The following is a 4,134-nucleotide window of genomic DNA, read 5'->3' as shown; positions in this document are numbered from 1 at the left end:
GGGTAGCCGTCAACCTCAGCTCGACTTTGTACGTTTTCGGTCAGGTCCAAGTCCAGAAGATGCTGTTTTCAGCGATATGGTCGAGGGCCTGATCGAGTGGCAAGACGCATCCGCCCATATCGTCAATATCTTCCCATTTTCGCCGGTGTGACCAGTAGCCGAGCCTGACTTCGTCGCGCGTGCCGACAGGCTTGAGGCGGGCGATCGGCGCGTCGGTTTCCAGCAGATAGAGATGGTAAGCGCCTTTGTCCTCGTACCATCCGACGCCGCCGCCGTTGGCCGCGTCGAACGTCTCGATGCGCAGAATGATTTCCTCGTCTTTCATGGTGCATCTATAGCTGCCGTCGGTTCACAGCATATTCGAGTCACCTCGCCGCATGGCAACAGCCCAAGCGTTGCAACGTGCTTCAGTCGGGATTTTCAAGCATGGAATGTTGGACCAGAACAAGGCCGTTATCGGCGATCCCGTCCCCCAGATACTGCGCCAATGGCTGCAGGCATGGCGTCGCTGTTTTACGGCTCCCAGCTGGGAGCATGTACTTGTTCTTGTGATGGGCGGCCTGCTGGCCACGGGGAAACGGACCGTTACGTCTTGCCTGCGTGTGACCGGCCGAGCCSATGCTKCCAACTTTGCAACCTATCACCAGATCCTCAACCGTGCCCGCKGGAGCTCCCGTGCCGTTGCCAGGCGACTGCTCAGCATCGTGGTCGAACGGCTCGTGCCAGAGGGCCCTGTTGTCATCGGTATGGACGACACCATTGAGCGGCGATGGGGGCGCCAGATCACCGCACGGGGTATCTACCGCGACCCGGTCCGCTCCAGTCACGGCCATTTCGTCAAAGCCAGCGGACTGCGGTGGCTCAGCTTCATGGTGCTCACCCCGGTGTCATGGACCCGCCTGATCAAGGCGCTGCCAGTCTTGACGTTGCTCGCTCCTTCGGAACGATCGAACCGTCAACGCGGCTGCCGTCATAAATTGCTGACGGACTGGGCCCGGCAGGGCGCGCTGCAGCTGTCTCGCTGGCTGCCGGGTCGGCGGATCATCTTCATTGGCGACAGCAGCTTTGCTGTCCACGAACTGGCACATGCAATTGTTCGCCGGGCCACACTCATCAGCCGACTGCGGCTCGATGCCAACTTGTTTGCACAGCCTGCGGGGCGAACGGCACGCACGGATGGGGCGCCCCGCACAGAAAGGGCGAGCATTACCAAAACTCAAGACCCTGCTCGCCAATCCGGCGACACGCTGGACCAGCATTCTCGTCTCTGCCTGGTATGGCCATCTCAACGGCAAGACGCTCGAGATCACATCCGACATCGCATTATGGTACAGGCCCGGCACCCCGGTCTTGCCGGCCCGCTGGGTCTTGGTTCGCGACCCTGACGGAAAGCGCGAGCCGCAAGCCTTCTTCAGTACCGACATCACCCTCGAGCCCGCCGACATCATCGCCCTCTACGTCCGGCGGTGGCAGATTGAGGTCACATTTGCCGAAACCCGCGCTCACCTGGGTGTCGAGACACAGCGCCAGTGGACCGACAAAGCCATAGCGCGAACGACTCCAGCGCTGCTGGGTCCCTACTCTCTTATATCGCTATGGGCCGGCGATCTGCTAACCAATAAAAGCAACCCTTATTCCGCCGCCTGGTATCGAAAAACCAGCCTGACCTTCAGTGACGCCATCGGCGCCGTCCGCCTCCAGCTCTGGGTCGGCGACATTAATCAACAATCCCCGCCGCACCGAGAACCGCACTATATAGAGGTGGCCGGGTTGATTTGAACAGGGATCTGCAACGGTTAAGTGGATCGTCTGCCGGTTTCATCGAACTGCCGATATGGGGCGTCATGTCGGGAGGGCGTAGCCGACCAGAGTGACGCCCCATATCGGCGGCCAAATTCAAGCTGCCATCAACATGGGCAGGTTGTCAAAATAGGTCTGGTCCGGCGTCTTGGCAGCAAGGCTCGAATGCGGCCTCCTACTATTGTAGAAGCTCAGATACCGACCGATCGATGATCGGGCTTCGCTGACCCCGCCGTAGGCGTGCAGATAAACCTCTTCGTATTTCACCGAGCGCCACAGGCGCTCGACCATCACATTGTCGCGCCATGCGCCCCGACCGTCCATGCTGATGGCGATTTCTTCGCGGAGCAACACGCTGGTGAAGGCCATGCTCGTAAATTGGCTGCCCTGATCGGTGTTCAAGATCTCCGGTTTGCCGAAGCGCGCCAGAGCTTCCTCCAGTGCCTCGACACAGAAGTCGGCTTCCATCGTGATCGACACCCGCCAGGCCAGGACCTTGCGGCTGAACCAGTCGACGATAGCCACGAGATAGACGAACCCCTTCGCCATCGGAATGTAACTGATGTCGGTCGCCCATACCTGATTGGGCCGTACGATCGCCAGCTTGCGCAGCAAATAGGGATATACCTTGTGCCCCGGCGTCGGCTTTGAAGTGTTCGGGCGGCGGTAAATCGCCTCGATCGCCATCTTCTTCATCAGCGTAGCTACATGCTGGCGGCCGATCTTCATGCCTTCCTGCCGCAGTAGATCGCGCAGCATGCGACTGCCTGCGAACGGAAATTCCAGGTGCAACTCGTCGATGCGCCGCATGATCGCCAGATCAGCCTCCGAAACCGGTCTGGGCAGGTAATAGACGCTGCCCCGGCTGATCCCCAGTTCCCGCGCCTGCCGCGCCAACGGCAAACTGTGCGAACGATCGATCATCGCTTTGCGCTCGGCAACAGACCGGCCTTCCCGAGCGCGCCGGCCAAAAAATCGTTCGCCAGCGTCAACTCGCCGATCTTGGCGTGCAGCGTCTTCACGTCAATCGCCGGCTCGGCCGTTGCCGACTCATTGTCCGAATCAAATACCCCGGCCGCGCCCTCCAGCAACTGGCTACGCCACGTCGTGATCTGGTTTGGGTGCACGTCAAACTGCTGCGCCAACTCGGCCAGCGTCTTCTCCCCCTTCACGGCAGCCAATGCTACCTTCGCCTTGAAAGCCGGGCTGTGATTCCGGCGTGGTCGTTTGCTCATTTCTACTCCTGTCACGCGGCCATCCTGGCCGCCGTCAGGCAGAAAATCCACTCATCTCAATGTCCAGATTTCCCAGGCCACCTCTCCCTTATTGATAGCGATCCTGCTGTGTGGCGCAGGGTAGAACTGCCTCTAACAAACAGCCTAAAGGCGGTGCACCTAGCGATCCAAGCTGCGGTGCTGTTCGAGAACTACCATCTGTTCCAGTTCGACGTAGGTGATAGCTCTCGAGTATCTCGCCCTCGTGGTCAACGGCGCGCCAGAGGTAAACCATCTCGCCGCTGATCTTGACGTACATCTCATCAAGGTGCCAGCACCAGTGGCAAAAGCCTTTCATATGGCAGATATCGATGTCGCGCTCGAAGAGCAGATCTTCTACGTTCCGCCGGCTGAGCGGGTAGCGGACATACATCAGCACCACCAGCAGGATACCTCCGGTGATGAGTTGAAATAGCGGAAGGGGCCGGCGGGCGTGCGAGTGCGGGGCATAGATCCGCCCTATCGCCATCCCCCTAACAGCTGGTGCATTTGCTTTACCAGAGCCATTCGATGGCTTCAACAATGGGACCAGTATCTTTTGTTAACTTGCTTCTTCTAGGCTTAGCTAGGGGAGAAGAAGGAAATGCTCGATAAGCTGCGTCAGTTTACACTTAGAAATTTATACAAAAATTTTAGACGCGATCAAAAGACATAACTGCGCTTCCCCGAACCAGATGTTGGACGCCTCGTTGCTACTAGGCTCGCTCTCACTCGCGCGAGCCGAGCGCGGACGTGCTGCTTGAAAAGCAGTTTATGATGATTTTGATTCACGCAGTTTCTGGAACTATCAAAGCCGCAATCGGGACGCTTAGGGCCGAAGGGAGGGCAAATCTGTTGGTATCGATCCAGCACATCGCCCTTTGGTCTTTGCCCGAAATTGCTTCCAGGTGGACAGAGTATTGTATGGCGTCAAAAACCATCCAGTCTGCAATGCGTGCAAGAGTAAAAACGCGAGGTTGATCTAATCTATCCCCTCCTCGCCCATTCAGAAACCTGTTCTATCCGTAAGAAAGCCTGATACTGGATTTGACCTGCGCCATCACCAGCGTCGATGGGCGGG

The 4,134-nt window shown here is 58.2% G+C and carries 4 protein-coding genes and 2 pseudogenes; 3 read left to right on the top strand and 3 right to left on the bottom strand.

The window, feature by feature from the left end; genetic code table 11:
• Nucleotides 1–40: 40 nt before the first annotated feature.
• Nucleotides 41–325, bottom strand: coding sequence for a hypothetical protein (locus tag BF95_RS24495; protein ID WP_043155121.1), 285 nt, complete (start codon nt 323–325; stop codon nt 41–43).
• A gap of 52 nt (nt 326–377) precedes the next feature.
• Here BF95_RS24495 and BF95_RS31285 point away from each other — a divergent pair.
• Both BF95_RS31285 and BF95_RS28525 read left to right on the top strand, forming a co-directional pair.
• Nucleotides 378–1,157 (top strand): annotated as a pseudogene (locus BF95_RS31285) (transposase); the annotation flags it as partial.
• Nucleotides 1,158–1,176: 19 nt separating this feature from the next.
• A complete protein-coding gene (locus BF95_RS28525; RefSeq protein WP_235209990.1) occupies nt 1,177–1,779 on the top strand; it encodes a hypothetical protein in 603 nt (200 codons plus the stop codon).
• 117 nt (nt 1,780–1,896) lie between these two features.
• On the opposite strand, the gene BF95_RS24485 is transcribed toward BF95_RS28525, so the two are convergent.
• A protein-coding gene (locus tag BF95_RS24485; RefSeq protein WP_152542662.1) for an IS3 family transposase occupies nt 1,897–3,035 on the bottom strand; the annotation gives its coding sequence in 2 pieces (ribosomal slippage) (nt 1,897–2,768 and nt 2,768–3,035; 1,140 coding nt in all).
• Between BF95_RS24485 and BF95_RS31280 the strand changes: the two genes are divergently transcribed.
• Nucleotides 2,922–3,320: an IS1096 element passenger TnpR family protein gene (locus tag BF95_RS31280; protein ID WP_443018431.1), complete on the top strand. Its 399-nt coding sequence runs from the start codon at nt 2,922–2,924 to the stop codon at nt 3,318–3,320. The two genes, BF95_RS24485 and BF95_RS31280, sit on opposite strands and share 114 nt — an antisense overlap.
• Here the strand turns inward: BF95_RS31280 and BF95_RS31275 are convergent.
• Nucleotides 3,262–3,524, bottom strand: a pseudogene (locus BF95_RS31275) (DDE-type integrase/transposase/recombinase); the annotation flags it as partial. The gene BF95_RS31280 and the pseudogene BF95_RS31275 sit on opposite strands and share 59 nt — an antisense overlap.
• Nucleotides 3,525–4,134: the final 610 nt, after the last annotated feature.

The sequence above is a fragment of the Sphingobium sp. Ant17 genome (genome assembly GCF_000588875.1).
GTDB lineage: Bacteria > Pseudomonadota > Alphaproteobacteria > Sphingomonadales > Sphingomonadaceae > Sphingobium.
The sequence above is the reverse complement of the archived record's forward strand: the minus strand, read 5'-3'. Positions and strand labels throughout refer to the sequence as shown.